We start from the raw sequence: 15,201 nt of genomic DNA, 5'->3' as shown, positions 1-15,201 counted from the left end.
GTGAACCCTTCGTCGGCGGTCGCGAAGTCAGCCTTCGCACCAGATGGCGCTGCGGTCATGGAATTCCTGGTCGCGGTCGTGGCAGCAGACGTCCTTCTTCCGCGCCAGCAGATGGGTGCCCGCCCGGGGGTCGTCGCTGTCGTGCAGACCGCAGGACGCGAGCAGCTCCCGGACCTCCCCGCACCGCTCCGGACCCGCGAGGAGGACGGCGCCGTGCGGGACGATCAGGTCGGCCAGCGCGCCGATCAGCCGGGCGGCGGGCACCGAGTCCAGCTGGGGGCAGGCCGGTTCGACGTAGGCGCCGGGGAAGCGCCGATGGCCGCCGAGCCCCGCCGGATCCGCGCCGAGCACGTCCTGCGCGCGCACCCCGAGCACGGCGATCCCGCGCCGTTCGAGCGCCGCGCCGAGCGCCTCCGCCACCGCGCCGACCGCGAGCACACCGGGGGCGATACCCGGGTTGGCCCGCGCGGACATCGAGGCGTACAGGGCGAACTTGTGGAAGGCGAGGGCGAGCGCGCCGGTCCCCGGGGCGGCCGCGGGCTCAGTCTGCTGAGGGTTCACCGATCTCCTTCAGGAAGGTGAGGATCGCGGCGGCGATCGTGGCGGAGTGGCCGGTCGGCACATGCGCCGCGCCGTCGATCTCCAGGTAGCGCGCGTCCGGCATGGCCTCGACCGCGCGCCGGAGCAGCGCCGGCGGGAACATGCGGTCCCACTCGGAGGCGACCACCAGGGCCGGTACGGACAGTCCGGCGAGTTCGGACAGATGGTCCGCACCGGCCCACTCCAGGGTCGCCGCGGTCTGCCCGGCCACCCCGGCACCGGCCGGACCCGCGATGATCTCGGCGGTCAGCTCCCGCGCCTCGGCCACCGCGCGCGCGTCGTGCCAGCGCGTGGGCGGGACCAGCCCGTCCGCCGCCAGCCAGCGCAGCGCGGCCGGGGGCGGGGCGTCCAGTGCGTACAGCTCGGCCGTGGCTTCGAGGACCGGTACGGCGGCGGGGGAGAGGTCGCCGCAGCCCTGGAGGAAGGTGGCGGAGCGGACCAGATCGGGTCGGCGCAGGGCCACCGCCTGGGTGACGAGACCGCCGAGCGACGACCCGATCATATGAAAGGGGCCCAGGTCCAGGTGTTCCATCAGGCCGACGGTGTCCGCGATCAGGTCCTCCACCGTGTACGGGGCGGGCGGCACCGCCGAGGGCGGCATGCCCCGGTTGTCGAAGACGACGGTGCGGTAGCCGGCCGCCAGCAGCGTGGGCACGGTCTGCATCTCCCAGACGACCGAGGACTGACCGGACCCGGCGACATGGAGCACCGGATCGCCCCGGTCGCCGTCGACGGCGTACGAGAGATCCGTTCCGTTGATCCTGGCGAGTGGCACGGCGGCGAACTCCCTGGGGCTGGCGGTGGGGGGGGCGGTGTGGCACGGCACGCGGGTGTGCGGTGGTCGCTCTCGCGGATCGCGCGGCGGTGAACACGGCGGTTCACACGGCGGCCGTACCAGGTGCCGGACCGGTCGCCGGGCCCTTCGTCGGCCCGGAGTCGCGGGCGAGGGTGCGCAGCAGGCCGGACAGGGTCGGTGCGCGCAGGAAGTCCCGCAGCCCCACCTCGATGCCCAACTCCCTTCTGAGCAGCCCGACCAGCCGGACCGCGCGGGTCGAATTGCCGCCCACGTCGAAGAAGTTGTCGTCGTCCCCGACCTCGTCCCGCTCCAGGACCCGGCACAGGAAGCGCGCCACCTCGGGCCGCCGCCCGTCCTGTTCGGCCGGGGCGGCGGGGACTCCGGTGGCCGGCCGGCCGAGTCCGGCGAGCCGGGCGCGGTCCGTCTTCCCGTTGGCGGTCACGGGGATCTCGTCCACGATCGCCCACAGCCCCGGCACCATGTACGCGGGGAGCCGCTCTTCGAGGAACGCGCCGAGTTCGGCGGTCGAGGGGGCCGCGCCGGTGTCCAAGGGGACGCAGACGGCGAGGAGTTGCCTGCTCACGCCCCCGTCGTCGGCGACCACCACGGCGGCGTCCCGTACCCCGGGGTGCTCGCGCAGCGCCGCAGCGATCTCGCCGGGTTCGATCCGGAAGCCGCGGATCTTGACCTGGTCGTCCATCCGGCCGAGGAATCGCAGCCGGTCCCGCGCGTCGAGACGGACCAAGTCCCCTGTCCGATAAAGCCGTTCGGATATGTCCGCCGAGAAGTGCCCGAAGCGCTCGGCGGTGCCGTCCGGGTCGCCCGCGTAGTCCAGGGCCAGTCCGTCCCCGGCGACATACAGTTCGCCCGCGGCCCCGGGCGGCAGCAGCCGGCCGCGCTCGTCCAGGACGTACGCACGGGAGCGGGGCACCGGGACGCCGATCGGCAGCGGGTCCTCGACGTCCTCGGCGCGGCCGACGGTGTGCACGGTGGAGAAGGTGGTGTTCTCCGTCGGGCCGTACCCGTTGGTGACGAGCAGATGCGGATGGCGTTCGAGCAGCGCGGCCACCTGGCGGGCGGGCACCACGTCCCCGCCGGTCAGCACGTGCCGTACGCCGGTGAACCCGTCCGGGGCGAAGTCCGCCACCAGCCGGAACAGGCCCGAGGTCAGCCAGCACACCGTCACCCCGCGCCGCCGCAGGAAGCCGCCGATCTCGGCCGGTGCGGGCAGCCCGGCCGGGAGGATCTCGATCGCCGCGCCGGACAGCAGCGGGCCCCAGATCTCCAGGGTCGACGCGTCGAAGCCCAGCGGCGCGAGGCGGAGCATCCGCTCACCGGGGCCGAGCCGCAGATAGGCGGCCTCGTGCACCAGCCGGGCGACCGCCCGATGCGGCAGGCGCACCCCCTTGGGCGTTCCGGTGGAGCCCGAGGTGAAGGCGAGATACGCGACCCGCCCGGGATCCCCGTCACCGCTCGGCCCTACGGCACTCGCGTCGGCGCCGGCCGGCCAGGGCTCCACCTGCGGCAGTCCGATCTCGCCCAGCCGCCCCAGCTCTGCGCCCGCTCGGGCCACCACGGCCGCGGGCTTCACCCGCTCAAACATCTGGTCGACGCGGCTCGCGGGCAGGGCGGGGTCCATCCCCAGATAGCAGGCCCCGGCCCACAGGGCGCCCAGGACCGCCACGATCTCGGCGACCGACCGTTCCACGGCGATCACCACGGTGTCCCCCGGCCGCACCCCGACCGCATGCAGCCGCGCCGCCTGCCGTGCCGCCGCCTCGGCCAACTCGGTGTAGGTGAGGGCCTGTTCGCCCTCGCGTACGGCCGTCGCCGAGGGCCGGCGTTCGACCTGGGCCAGGAACAACTCCTCGACCGTGAGCGCCGGACACGGCTGCTCGGTCCGGTTCAGCCGGTCGAGCCGGGCCCGTTGGGGCGCGGACAGGGCCCGTACGTCTTCGAGGATCTGGTGCGCCGGATCCCGCGCCAGCCGTACGACGGCCTCCGCGAAGTCGGCGAGGAACGCCTCGGCCTCCGCCGGGAGCAGGGCCCCGGTCGCGTACTCCAGGCTGCCGGCGAAGGACGGATCGCTGTCGCTGACGAACAGGGTCGCGTCGAACTGCGAGCCCCCGCCGTGCAGTTCCTCGATCCGGACGGCCAGTTCCCGGGTGGCGAGGCGCCGGGGCACCAGCTGGTCGTGCATGCCGAAGCAGAACTGCACCAGCGGATGGCGGCTGGTGCTGCCGCCCATGCCCAGCCGGGTGACCAGCGTGTCGACGGGCAGCGAGCCGTGCTCCAGACTCAGTGCCAGGGAGCGCTGCACCGCGCGCAGATACTCGCCGATGCCGTGGTCGTCGTCGAGATCGATCCTGACCGGCACCAGATTGCCCGTCACCGCGACCAGTTCGCGCAGCTCGGGGGTGGTGCGTCCCGCCAGGGGCACGCCGATCAGCAGTCGGCGGGCGCCGGTGTGGCGGCCGAGGGCGAGGGCGTAGGCGCCGAGGAGGAGGGCGAAGGGGGTGACACCGCACTCCCGGGCGCGTGCGGTGATCCCGGCCGAGGTCTCGGTGCCGAGGTCGAAGGGGGTGCGGGTGCCCGAGGGGTCCTGGAGCGCGGGACGCTGGAGGTCGCTCGGCAGCTCCAACACGGCCGGGACGCCCGCGAGATGACCTTCCCAGAACGCGCCCTGCCGGTCCCAGATCCCGCTGCCGGACAGCCCTTCCTGGTGGTCCAGCAGGCACTGGAAGCGAGGTGCGGGTGTGAGCGGGCGGTCCGGGTGGTCGTAGGCGTCGAAGAGTTCCCGCAGCAGCAGGCCGACCGACCAGCCGTCCAGCAGCAGATGGTGGGCGATCAGGACCAGGGCGTGCCGGCCGTCCCCGGCGGACGTGTGCAGGAAGCGCAGCGGGGGAGCGTCGGCGAGAGCGAAGACCACCCGCCCCTCCCGGGTCGCCGCCGCGCGCACGAAGGACTCGAAGTCGCCGTCGCGTTCCGCGTCGTAGGCCAACTCTTCGAGCGGCACGGTGAATTCGTCGGCCACCTGCCGGTCGACCCGCCCGTCCGCGTCCACGAAGCGGGTGCGCAGATTCTCGTGCCGGCGCCCCACCGAGACCACCGCCCCGGCGAGCAGGTCCCGTCGCAGCGGCCCCTCGGCGAAGGCGGCGAAGACCAGGTTGTACGGCGAGCCGCCGACCGCCCGCTCGGTGAGCCACATGCCCTGCTGTGCGTGCGACAACTGCCCCTCGGGGCGGGCGGGTTCGGTGAGGGGGCCGCGCGCCGCGGGTCTCGGCGCCGGTACCTGATCGGCCTCCGTCTCCGTCTCCGCCTCCGCCTTCGTGAGGACGGCGCGCAACGGCTCGTCCGTCAGCAGCCGTCCCAGTGGAACGGCGACACCGAGCCTTTCCTCGGCGAGCGAGACCAAGTGCATCGCCCGCAGAGAGTCACCACCCAGTCGCACAAAGCTCAGTTCGGCGAGTGCGGCCGTGTCCGCCTCCCCGGGGAGTACCGAAAGCGCGAGTTCCTCAAGGAGATGAGCCATCCTGCTACTCCTTAGGGCGTTCAGATGCTCAGGTGGGCAGGAATAAATGTTTTGACAAATCCCGAGTGGCCGCACGCATGAGGGCAGGCCGTACCGGCAGCGGTAAGAGGAGATTAGTGGCAGATGGTTCGGGAGCTAATCACGGACCGTCGCGGGGAGTCAACAGCCGCCGAGTCAATAGCCCGAGGCGACTTCCGCCCAAGGCGAAGTCGACATAACGGGAAATCGGGACATCTTCCTGGGTTCGTGGTTTGCTGATGATCCTCTTGCCTCGCTCTCGGTGGTGTGTTTGACTGCATCGATCATTCGGGCCGGTGTCTGTGACGGATCTGTGCGCGACGGGGGATCTACCCATGCCTCATGTTCGGCATCTTGGCGAGCCAGAAACGACGAAAGCCGCGTTAGCGATTGAAGTGGAGCCAGGCGTTCCTGGCTCCTGGGACGACATTGTCGCCGCTACTCCCGCACCCATCCCCGCCACCACGACGGACCGTTGGCTGCGCCTCGCACCGAAGCGGCTGCCCGGAGAACGCGTCACCATCTTTCTGCGCGGGATGTCGGGTGAGCCTGAATTAGCGCTCCATGGCTCGGTCATGACGGGTCCCTCACCGAATACCCGCATCGATCCGTATTCGATATTCTCGGGAGCCTCGGCCTATCAGGGCCTGGCGACCGAGGGTCCGCACCCCTGGCGGGACCTCGCGCCCGAGGACGTCTATCCCTGCCTGCTGGTGCTGATGCCGCACTACGAGGCGCTGCCGGTGGGCAGGCTCGCCAAGGACGAGACGGCCTGCGCCGTCCTGCTGGAGCGGCTGCGGCGGTGGGCCGGCGAACAGGGGCTGCGCGGCATCGCCTTCGAGTACCTCGCCCCGGAGGCGGCGCCGCTCACGAACGCCCTGCGCACGGCGGGCTGGCCGGTCGTGGAGTTCGCGGCCCGCTGCGATCTCCAGGTCACCTGGTCCGACTTCGACGGCTACCTGGGCACCCTGTCCTCGCGCCGCCGGGTCCGCGTACGCCGTGAGCTGCGCGCCCTTAAGGAGGCCGCGGTGCGGGTCACCACCCGCCCGCTGCGGGACGACGAGCCGGAGCTGGTGGACCTGCGCTGCCAGCTGGTCGTCAAGTACGGGGGGAGCGCCGACCCCGCCAAAGAGGCGTCGATGATCCGCCGGCTGCGGTCCTGCTTCGACGACGACGAGATCACCGTCGTCACGGCCGAACGCGAGGGAAAGACCCTGGGCTTCGGCGTCTTCGTCCAGGACGGCGAAACCTGGATGCCCACCCTCGCCGGCGCGGACTACACCGACCCGAACTCCCGGCTCACCTATTTCGCCACGCTGTTCTACAAGCCCATCGAGCTGGCACCCGAGCGGGGCGTCCGGATCATTCCCTACGGCCTCGGCTCCTGGGAGGCGAAGCAACTCCGAGGATGCGTCGCCGCTCCGCTGTACGGCGCCGCCCTGCGCCTTGACGGGCACATTTAGGGATCCTTGACTCGCAAATACAGGGAAAGGCCCCATGACAATCGAAGACGAACGGGCCATTCGAGAGGGACAGTCTTTCGATGAATCGGTCTGGCAAACTCATGCGTTCTGCCTGATCAGTCCGGACAGTCTGCGCGAACAGCGAGTCGGCGCCATACTCGACCATCTCGCGGTCGCGGGTTTCAAGCCTGTCGGATGGCGGGAAGTGCGAGTGACCGCCCAGCAGATCGACGCCATTGCCGAGATTCAGAACGTCGGCGCCGGAAGCACTTTCCGCTATCGGGCCCTCGACGCCCTCTTCTCGCTCGGACCATCGGTCGCCCTGCGGCTGCGCGACGAAGTGTCCCGCAGCGCGGCGGAACGGTACGCCGTTCTGCACGAAATCAAAGGCGGCACGCCGCCGAGAACGCGCCCCGGCTCGATCCGGCACGAGGTCGGCTCGGTGAACGCCATTCTGAGCCTGCTCCATCTGTCGGACAGCCCCGCGAACGCCGCCCGGGAATCGGCCGCGATACTCGGCCCCGAACCGCTCGCGGCATTCCACGACGGCGGGACCTTCGACGGATACCTCTCGGTGCTCGCCCGTACCCAGCCGAAGGAGTCCCGCGACCATGTCGCCGTCCTCGGCGCGCTGCGCGGCCGTATCGTCTCCGCGCTGTGGACCGAACTCGGCGACGAAGGCCGGGCCCTCGCCGAGCAGTTGACCGCCCACGGGGAACTCGCCCGCCCGGACGCCGGCCGCCGCCTCGCCGACCTGGTCCGCCCCGAGGCCGCCGGGCATCCGCTGCTCGCCGTCCTCGCGCACCCCTTCGACCCGAGCGCGGCCCCCTGGGACCTGTCCGAGGTGGACCTCGTGCTCCGGCGGCACGGCTGCGCGTGCGACTCCTGGGAGACCGCGGTCCTGACCACCTCGCAGTACTTCGAGCCCGTCCTCACCACGAAAGGCGCGCATGGACACGCAGACCGCGATCATGACCTTGGGACGCACTGAGCCGCCGTCCTCGACCGTCGCCGCCGCGCTGAACACGCTGGACGGCGAGATCACCCCCGAGGATCTGTACGCGATCCTCTCCCGCTCCAAGGTCACCCGCCTCGCACACGCCGCCCTCGACGGCCACACCGGCTCCCCCTGGGCCGACCGGCTGTACGAACTCCTCGCCGAGGAGGTCCGCCAGGACGACGCCTGGCAGGCCGAGGCCGCCCCGAAGATGCGCGAAGTCATCGACGCCGTCCAGGAGTTCGGCGGCCGCATCATCAAGGGCCTGTGCGCCCAGTCCGTCTACCCCAGGCCCGAACTGCGCCATCTCGGCGACGTGGACGTCCAGTTCCCGCAGTGGGCCGCCGCCCGGCCGCTGGTCGACTGGCTGCGCGAGCGCGACTGGGTGTACGACACCGACGAGATGCCCTGGCTCAAGTGGCATGACAACGGTGCCGTGTACGGCCAGGTCTCCCTTGTCTACCCCGACAACAAGAACCCGTACGCCCGCGTCGACCTGCACATCGGCGCTTTCTCGGTGGGCCACGCGGGCCTGCTGCCGCTGGTCGGCTGGCGCTCCGGGACCGCGCTCGGGCGGCCGGCCACCGTGCCCGGCGTCGAGACCTCCATCGCGATCACCGCCGCGCACGCCCTGTGCGACCAGATGCTGTCCGTCAAGGACGTCAACGACCTGCACGCCCTGGTCAGCGACACCACCCCGGACTGGGTGTCGGTGAGCGAGCTGTGCCGCTCGGTGCGCGCCCAGGGCGCCCTCGCCCGCGTCGTCAACGCGGTCCGCCAGGCCTACCCGGAGAGCACCGCCGTACTGCCCCCGGACCTCGGGGAGGAGACCCCACTGGAGCTGACCCCGCCGGAATCCGGGGCGCGCGCCGAGGCGTTCGCCCAGCTGGCCCATGAGGACGAGCGCGCCCGCGGCGCCGACGAGACGGCCGCCACCGCCCTCGCCGACTCCGCGCGCCACTACTTCTCCGCCGACCTGAGCCCGCGCGTCGCGGACCCGGACGGCGCCGCCGCCCCCGGCGATCCGGGACGGGACCGCTGCTGGCGGCTGGTGCCGCGCGAGGTGTGGGAGACGCTGGCCGAGACGGCGGCCGACGGCACGCCCGCGGAGGTCACGAGCATCGAACTCGCCGCGGGCATGACCCTGTTCGGCGACGCGAACGCCTGGGCCGTCCGGTACGGCAGGGACGTTCTCGTCCCCACCGTCTGGGGTGAGATCAGCCGGGACAGCCTCGCGCTCGCCCGCCGTCTCACGGCAGGGCCGGCGTGATCGACCTCAGCGGATCCCCCGCCCCCTGGCCGGACGAGGCCACCCGGCTGTGGGCCGACCGGGTCGGCCGGGCGGCCCGGCAGACCGACCTGTGGACCGTACCCGCCCCGCAGGGCGACGAGGTCCTGCGAGAGGAGCTGGCCACCCAACTCGGCTTGCCGGTGGAGCAGTTGACGATCACCGCCAGCCTGCGGGCGGCCGCCCTCACCTACGCCCGGCGCTTCGGGCACATGGTGCTGGAACGGCCCACCTACCCGGGAGTCGTCCCCGTCCTCGCGGGCGCCGGCGCCCAGGTGACCCGGGCCTCCTGGGACGAGCTGCTCAAGGGCGCCTTCGGCGGCGAACCCTGGGACACCCTGCTGTGGTTCACCTCGCCCGGCCGCAACCCGGACGGCCGCACCCTGAACGGCCAGGAGCGTTCCCGCATCGCCGAGTTGGCCGCCGAGGGCCACCGCGTCGTGGTCAACGAGACGTACGCCTGGTTCTGCGGGCAGGCCGGCACCCCCGCCGGGGCCGACAGCGTCGGCACCCTGCACAAGCTGCGGGGCGTCGGCGCCCGCCTCGGCTGGATGGCCGGACCCGGCTGCTTCGAGGAGGCGTTCCCCGAACTGCTGGGCACCCCGCCCTCACCGGTCTGGCAGCGGGCCTGGGGACTGTTCCTCCGGGACGGCGGACTCGACCTGCTCCGGGACGGACTGCTGGCCGAAGTGGACGCCGCCAAGGCCGCGTTCAGAGACCGGCTGGCCTCGGCGCACGGCATCGACTTCCCCGCCTTCGACGGACCCAACGCGCTGATCCCGCTGGACCCGCGCGCCGGAGAGGCCCCCGCCCCGACCGCTGAGCAGCTGGAGGAGTCCGCGCTCGCCGCGCTCCAGGAGGAGGGGTTCAAGACCGTGGCCGCCCGCCACTTCGACGCCGAACGGCCCGCCCTGCGCGCCACGTTCCTCGGGGTCGGCGCCGCCGAGGCCATACGCTTCGCCGACGCGGTGGCCCGCTCGCCCCGCACCGCACTCCGGCTCCGATGTCAGGGACACACATGACCAACACCACTCCGGCACTGCCCGCGGACCTCCTCGACCGGGCGCTGCGCGACCGGGGCGTCGACCGGTTCGCGGGCGTCCCCTGCTCCTACTTCGCCGGTCTGATCCCCCTGCTCCAGCAGGACGGCCGCTATGTGGCCTGCGCCAACGAGGGCGCCGCCTTCGCCACCGCCTGCGGCTTCTCCCTCGCCGGGACCCCCGGCGCCGTACTGCTCCAGAACTCCGGCCTCGGCAACCTGGTCAACCCCCTCACCTCGCTGTCCGCGCCGTACGACATCGGTGTCCTGATGTTCGTCAGCCACCGCGGCGACCCGGACGGGCCGTCCGACGAGCCCCAGCACCGGCTCATGGGCGCCGCCACCGTCCCGCTCCTCGACGCGCTCCAGGTGCCCAACTGGCAACTCTCGCCGGACCCGGAGGAGTTGGGCGCGACCCTGGACGCCGCCCTCGACGCGGTCCGGGCCGGACGCACCGCCGCCCTCGTCGTCCCGCGCGGCGTGATGGCGAAACCGGCCCCTACCGAGGAGATCCCCGAGACCTCCCGGCGGCCGGGCACCGAGGACGTGGTGGCCGCGCTCGCCGCACTGCTCCGCGACGAACTGGTCGTCTCCACCACGGGGTTCACCTCCCGCTGGCTGTTCGCCGGCGCCGACCGCCCCGGCAACTTCTACATGCAGGGCTCCATGGGCCACGCGCTCTCCCTCGGCCTGGGCCTCGCACTGTCCCGCACCGACCGCCGGGTCTTCGTCCTCGACGGCGACGGCGCCTGCCTGATGCACATGGGCGCCCTCGGCACCGTCGGCGCCCAGCAGCCCGGCAACCTCGTCCATGTCGTCCTGGACAACCAGCAGTACGAATCGACCGGCGGCCAGCCCACCGCCGGAGCCCGCACCCGCTTCGAGGACGTCGCCCGCGCCAGCGGCTACCGCTGGGGCGGCCGCGTCACCTCCCTCAGCGACCTCAAACCCGTGCTGGAACACGTCGGTTCACAGCCCGGACCCGCCCTGCTCGTCATCGAGACGACCGCCGGCGCGGGCGCCGCGCCCCCACGGGCGACGGCCAGCCTGGAACCCGACGCGATCCGCGCCCGCTTCATGACCGAAGCCGCCGGCTGAGCGCCGTACCCCACCCCACTACGGCACCACCGGACACCCCACCCGAAGGACTTGAGACCATGACCGTGCACGACACCGCCCTGAGGCCGACCCCCGCCACCGCCATCGGCGTCGGCGTCCACGACGCGCTGACCGCGCGGATGGTGCAGAGCGCCGGCTTCGACCTGCTGTGGCTCGGCAGCCTGGAGGTCTGTTCGCGCTTCGCGATACCCGACCGGAACCTGCTCACCCCCACCGAGATGACCTCCGTCATCCGCGAGGTCCGCGCGGCCACCACCCTGCCGATCTTCGTCGACGCCGACAACGGCTACGGCAGCGACCTGACCGCCGCCCGCGCGATCCGCGCCTTCGAGGACGCCGGCGCCCACACCGTCGTCATCGAGGACAACGTCTTCCCCAAGCGCAACTCGCTCGCCGCCGACGAGTCCCGCGACCTCATGGACACCGAGGAGTTCGCCCACCGCCTGGAGCGGGTGACCGCCGAGCGCAAGGACCTGCGCATCGTCGCCCGCTGCGAGGCGCTCGTGGCCGGCCTCGGCGTCGACGAGGCGGTCCGCCGGATGCGCCGCTACGCCGAGACCGGCGTGGACGGGCTGTTCGTCCAGGTCAACAGAAAGTGCAAGGACCAGCTCTTCCCCGTCCTCGAACAGGTCCGCGGACTGCTGCCGATCACCCTCGCGCCCACCTCGCTGCCCGAGGTGCCGCTGGAGACGTTCGCCGAGTACGGCGCCACCACCGTGCTCTTCGCCAACGTCGTCGTGCGCCGCATGCTGGCGACACTCCCGCCCATGCTCGGCACCCTGCGCAGCGAGTGTCTGCTCTCCGCCGTGGAGCAGGACATCGCCCCGGTGGAGCAGGTGCTGCGCATGACCGACGAGCGAGTGGGCTAGCCTCCGATGCCGGCCACAGGCATACGGATCTCCTCCCACACCCGGATCCCGGACCCCCGCGGCTGGGACGCCGTGGTCGCCGCCGCGGGCGCACCGGTCTTCTACCGGTCCGCACTGCTCACCTCGTACGCCGCCAGCCCCCTGCAACCCACCCTGGACCACCGGTACTTGACCGTAGGCTCCGGCGACGACCCGGCCGCGGTCATGCCGCTGTACCTGGTGCCCGCGCGGGACCCGTTCGGGACGCGGAACGTGGCGGGCCCACCCTGGGCGGTCAGCCACTTCTGGCACTGCTACGACACCCGGCTGCCCCTGCGGCACGCGGAGAAGGAACTGGTCGAGCCCCTGTGGGAAGCGATGCGGGCACAGGCCCGCGCGTGGGGCGCGGCCGAGTTCGGATTCATCAACATGGCACTGGACTCCCCGCTCACCCCGCTCCTGGAGAGCAGGGCCCGCCGGGTGCCGCGCAACCACCGCTTCCGGATGCCCCTGACGGCCGTCGCCAGCTTCGCCGAACACCTCGAACGCCTGCCCGGCCGGGTACGGCAGGACGCGCGCCGACAGCTGCGCCTGGCGGCCAGGGCCGGGATCACCGGACACGTCTACCGCGACCCGCTGCCCGAGCGGATCGTCCGGGACGCGTGCCGGCTCCTCAAGCTGACCGCCGACCGCTACAACCCCGGCTACTACGAACAGGGGCCACTGGCCGGCCTGTTGACCAACGTGGGCGCGCCCGCCTGCGTCTTCACCCTGGAGGAGGCCGGGCACGTGGTCGCCGCCTCGGTGTCCTTCCTGGACGGCCGGACCCTGCACAACTGGGCCATCGGCGTGGAGAGCGAGGTGCGCAGCAACTTCAGTCCGTACCTCGTGCTGCTGGACCTCTCCGTCGACTACGCGGTGTCCCAGGGCTGCGAGGTCATCGAGCTGGGCCGGACCAACCCGGCGTGGAAGCAGCGCCTGGGGGCCGAACCCGTCGAGCTCGTCTCCTGGATGTGCGACTCGGAAGATCGAAGGGAATTCTCATGACCAAGCCGGCCACCGCGCTCGCCGAGGTCTTCGACCAGGGCATACCCGTGCTCGCGGTCCTCGGCGCCCAACGCGCCGGTCTCCTTGCGGCCCTGCTCGAACGGGCCGCCACTGCCGAGGAGTTCGCCACCGACCTCACGCTCGACCCGCTCGCCACCCGCCTCACCCTCAACGTCCTCGTGCACAGCGGCGCCGCCGTCCACACCGACGGCCGCTACCAGGCATCCCCCGAACTGGCCGAGCGCGCCCGCAACGCCCCCGGCGGTGTCGAACTCCATCTGAACCTCTTCGACCACCTGCCCGAACTGCTCCTGTCCGGCAAGCCGTTGCTGTCCATGGACGGCACTCTGGAGGAACGCGGCCGCCACTACGCCCAGGTCGCGCAGGGCCTCGGACACATGTACCCGGCCGCGGCCGCCGAACTGGCCGAGGCGCTGGAGGGGGAGCCGTACGGCATGGGCGACGGCGCCCGCTCGGTCCTCGACCTCGGCGCCGGCTCCGGTGTGTGGAGCCTCGCCGTGGCCACCCGGATGCCGGACGCCCGGGTCACCGCCGTGGACCTGCCGCCGGTCCTCGAAGGACTGCGGCACAACGCGGCCGAGGCCGGCCTCGACGCCCGCGTCACCACCTTGGAGGGCAGCTACTTCGACGTCGAACTGCCCGCCGCCGCCCACGACCTGGTGATCCTCGGCAACATCCTGCACCTGGAGACCGCAGGGGACGCCGAGCGCCTGGTGCACCGGGCGGCCGCCGCCGTCAAGCCCGGCGGAACCCTCGCCGTCATCGACATCCTCGGCTCCGGGCCGTACGAGACGAACCCCGTGCGCGCCCAGTACGCGCTGTTCCTGGCCGCCCGCACCAGCAGCGGCGCCATGTACTCCCGGGCGGAGGTGACGGACTGGCTCACCGAGGCCGGCCTCACGGGTATGCGGACGGTCGAACTTCCCAGCGCCCCACCGCACTTCACCTGCCTCACCGCCGTACGACCCCTCTGACGCACCCACCGCCGCGACGAACCGACCCCCCTGAGAGATCGAGTACATGACGGATCCCAAGCCCAGCATGTTCCTGCCGCTCAAACACCGGGACTTCGCCTTCCTGTGGACCGGGCAGTCCCTGAGTTCCATCGGCAACGCCATGTTCCCGATCATCCTCGCGATGGTCGTCCTGGACAGACACTCCGGCGCCACCGGGCTCGGCGTGGTCCTCGCGGTGCAGGGCATCGCGCTGGCCGCGGGCACCGTGCTCGCGGCCTCCATCGGCGACCGCTGGCGGCGCACCCGGGTGATGATCGGCGCGGATGTCGTACGCGCCGTCGGTGTCGCCGCCATCGCGATCGCCCCGGTGCACCTGAACACGGCCGTCTTCATGGTCCTCGTGATCGCCATCGGCATCGCCGAGGGCCTGTTCCTGCCCGCCTACAGCGCCGTGCCCCCGCGGCTGCTGCCGGAGGAGGCACTCCAGGGCGGCAACGCGCTCAGCGCCCTGTCCCAGTACGTCTCCATGGTGGCCGGACCGACCCTGGCCGGCCTCGTGATCGCCGGGGTGGGCCCCGGGCCCGCGCTGTGGATCGACGTCGGCACCTTCGCCGCCAGCCTCGCCACCCTCGTGTTCATCAAGGAGACCGACGCGGCCAACGCGCGCGACGAGTCGTCCGGCGAGGAGGAGCCCGGCGGCATCGTCCGGCGCGGCCTGCGCGACTTCAACGAGGGCATCCGGGAGATCCGCTCCCGCCCCTGGGTGGGCGCCTCCATCGGCATGGCGACCGTCGTCATGACCTTCTGTGTGGCCCCCGCCTTCCTCGCCGCCCCGATCGTCGCCGAGAAGAGCCTCGGCGGATCCGCCGCCTACGGCGGTGCGTTCGCCGCCCTCGGCGTCGGCTCGATCATCGGCTCGATCGTCGGCGGCAAGATCCGCACCAGTCGGCCGGGCACCGTCGCCTGCTGCGGCCTCTTCACCATCTTCGGCTCGGTCGGCTCGCTCGCCGTGCTGCCGCTGGTCGGCGTCCTCATCTGCTGGGCGATCGCCGGCGTCGGCGTCACCATCTTCTCCATCCTGTGGATGACCGCCCTCCAGCAGGACGTCCCCGACCGGGTCCTCGGCCGGGTGATGGCCCTGGACTGGCTGGGCAGCCAGGGACTGATGCCGCTCGGCTATGCGGCGGCCGGCCTTGTCGCCGCCAGCATCGGAACCCGCGACATGCTCATCGTCAGCGCCTTCATCGTGCTGGTCGCGGCCCCGCTGCCGCTGCTGGTGCGCGGCGGCACGACCTTCTCCTCCCGGCCCGCGGCCGCGGAGAACGAGCCGGCCGGAACCACGGTCTGACACGGCCCGAGCCGGACCCGGCCGAGCCGAGCTGGACCCGGCCGAGCCGAGCTGGACCCGGCCGAGCCGAGCTGGACCCGGCCGAGCCGAGCTGGACCCGGCCGAGCCGAGCTGGACCCGGCCGAGCCG

12 protein-coding genes are annotated in these 15,201 nt (G+C 72.3%); 9 read left to right on the top strand and 3 right to left on the bottom strand.

The annotated features are described in order from the left end of the window. Nucleotides 1-27: 27 nt before the first annotated feature. From AB0N90_RS25300 to AB0N90_RS25290, 3 genes are all read right to left on the bottom strand, one after another. Nucleotides 28-561: a hypothetical protein gene (locus AB0N90_RS25300; protein WP_365200227.1), complete on the bottom strand. Its 534-nt coding sequence runs from the start codon at nt 559-561 to the stop codon at nt 28-30. Then, entirely contained in the window at nt 542-1,375 is an 834-nt protein-coding gene (locus AB0N90_RS25295) for an alpha/beta hydrolase (RefSeq protein ID WP_365200224.1), read from the bottom strand. Before AB0N90_RS25295 ends, AB0N90_RS25300 begins: the two co-directional genes overlap by 20 nt. A gap of 103 nt (nt 1,376-1,478) precedes the next feature. After that, nucleotides 1,479-4,928, bottom strand: coding sequence for an amino acid adenylation domain-containing protein (locus AB0N90_RS25290; protein WP_365200222.1), 3,450 nt, complete (start codon nt 4,926-4,928; stop codon nt 1,479-1,481). 593 nt (nt 4,929-5,521) lie between these two features. On the opposite strand from AB0N90_RS25290, the gene AB0N90_RS25285 reads away from it, so the two are divergent. The 9 genes from AB0N90_RS25285 to AB0N90_RS25245 are packed head-to-tail and all read left to right on the top strand — an operon-like array spanning nt 5,522 to nt 15,072. Beyond that, nucleotides 5,522-6,409 (top strand): GNAT family N-acetyltransferase, encoded by an 888-nt coding sequence (locus AB0N90_RS25285; RefSeq protein WP_365200220.1) that lies wholly within the window; start codon nt 5,522-5,524, stop codon nt 6,407-6,409. A 34-nt stretch (nt 6,410-6,443) separates the two neighbouring features. Next, the gene (locus AB0N90_RS25280; protein WP_365200217.1) at nt 6,444-7,400 is read left to right on the top strand and encodes a nucleoside-diphosphate kinase; all 957 of its coding nucleotides are present in this window, start codon (nt 6,444-6,446) and stop codon (nt 7,398-7,400) included. Next, nucleotides 7,360-8,676, top strand: coding sequence for a nucleotidyltransferase family protein (locus AB0N90_RS25275; RefSeq protein WP_365200214.1), 1,317 nt, complete (start codon nt 7,360-7,362; stop codon nt 8,674-8,676). The genes AB0N90_RS25280 and AB0N90_RS25275 overlap by 41 nt, the downstream gene beginning before the upstream one ends. Beyond that, entirely contained in the window at nt 8,673-9,716 is a 1,044-nt protein-coding gene (locus AB0N90_RS25270) for an aminotransferase class I/II-fold pyridoxal phosphate-dependent enzyme (protein ID WP_365200212.1), read from the top strand. Before AB0N90_RS25275 ends, AB0N90_RS25270 begins: the two co-directional genes overlap by 4 nt. Then, nucleotides 9,713-10,831 carry a phosphonopyruvate decarboxylase gene (aepY, locus tag AB0N90_RS25265; protein WP_365200210.1) on the top strand — a complete coding sequence of 373 codons (1,119 nt, stop codon included), beginning with the start codon at nt 9,713-9,715 and terminating at the stop codon, nt 10,829-10,831. Before AB0N90_RS25270 ends, aepY begins: the two co-directional genes overlap by 4 nt. A gap of 59 nt (nt 10,832-10,890) precedes the next feature. Continuing rightward, nucleotides 10,891-11,721, top strand: coding sequence for an isocitrate lyase/PEP mutase family protein (locus AB0N90_RS25260; protein ID WP_365200209.1), 831 nt, complete (start codon nt 10,891-10,893; stop codon nt 11,719-11,721). A 6-nt stretch (nt 11,722-11,727) separates the two neighbouring features. Continuing rightward, nucleotides 11,728-12,747: a GNAT family N-acetyltransferase gene (locus AB0N90_RS25255; protein WP_365200206.1), complete on the top strand. Its 1,020-nt coding sequence runs from the start codon at nt 11,728-11,730 to the stop codon at nt 12,745-12,747. Next, nucleotides 12,744-13,742 (top strand): class I SAM-dependent methyltransferase, encoded by a 999-nt coding sequence (locus AB0N90_RS25250; RefSeq protein ID WP_361675531.1) that lies wholly within the window; start codon nt 12,744-12,746, stop codon nt 13,740-13,742. Before AB0N90_RS25255 ends, AB0N90_RS25250 begins: the two co-directional genes overlap by 4 nt. Nucleotides 13,743-13,788: 46 nt before the next feature. Next, nucleotides 13,789-15,072 carry an MFS transporter gene (locus AB0N90_RS25245; protein ID WP_365200202.1) on the top strand — a complete coding sequence of 428 codons (1,284 nt, stop codon included), beginning with the start codon at nt 13,789-13,791 and terminating at the stop codon, nt 15,070-15,072. The last annotated feature ends 129 nt before the right edge of the window (nt 15,073-15,201 follow it).

Source organism: Streptomyces sp. NPDC093018, assembly GCF_040684035.1.
Classification (GTDB): Bacteria; Actinomycetota; Actinomycetes; order Streptomycetales; family Streptomycetaceae; genus Streptomyces; species Streptomyces murinus.
The sequence above is the reverse complement of the archived record's forward strand: the minus strand, read 5'-3'. Positions and strand labels throughout refer to the sequence as shown.